At 76.9% G+C, this 507-nt stretch carries 1 protein-coding gene; it reads left to right on the top strand.

Translation table 11 applies throughout. The annotated features are described in order from the left end of the window. The first annotated feature begins 120 nt into the window (after positions 1-120). Positions 121-396, top strand: coding sequence for a hypothetical protein (locus MNY62_RS25060; protein ID WP_242347061.1), 276 nt, complete (start codon positions 121-123; stop codon positions 394-396). The last annotated feature ends 111 nt before the right edge of the window (positions 397-507 follow it).

A 507-nucleotide genomic window follows, 5' to 3' on the forward strand; every position in this document is an offset into this window, starting at 1 on the left:
GCCAGCGCGGCGCGCGCCGCGCGCGGGAGGTTCCTTGGGAGCGGCGTCATGGCGGCGGCGAGGATACCGCACGCCCGCGGCGCGCCGGGGTTAGATTGGGGCGGCGGAGGGATGGCTCGGATGGCCCGCATCGACATGGAAGAGTTCGACGAGGGGACGGAGATCGTGCGCGTCTACCTCGCGGCGACGCTCGCGGAGGCGCAGGCGGTCGAGGACGCGCTCGAGGAGGCCGGGTTCGAGTTCGCGATAGAGGTCGAGACGTACGCCTCGCCCACCGCGCTCGGCTCGAACCAGCCGCGCCGTGGCGCCGGGTTCTGGGTGGAGGCGAGCGTCGTCACCGCCTGCGCCGGCGCGCTCGAGCGCGCCGGCCACCTGCGCGGCCTCGTGGAGCGTTGAACGGGGGCTGCGCCCCCGCCCCGCCGACGGCTGGCCGCCGTCGTCGGGGCCCCACCCCTGCTCGCCGGGTCCCGTGCGCCACCGCGCGCGGCTTCGCCGCTGTCGCGGTGG

This window comes from Anaeromyxobacter terrae (genome assembly GCF_022690685.1).
GTDB classification, from domain to species: domain Bacteria; phylum Myxococcota; class Myxococcia; order Myxococcales; family Anaeromyxobacteraceae; genus Anaeromyxobacter; species Anaeromyxobacter terrae.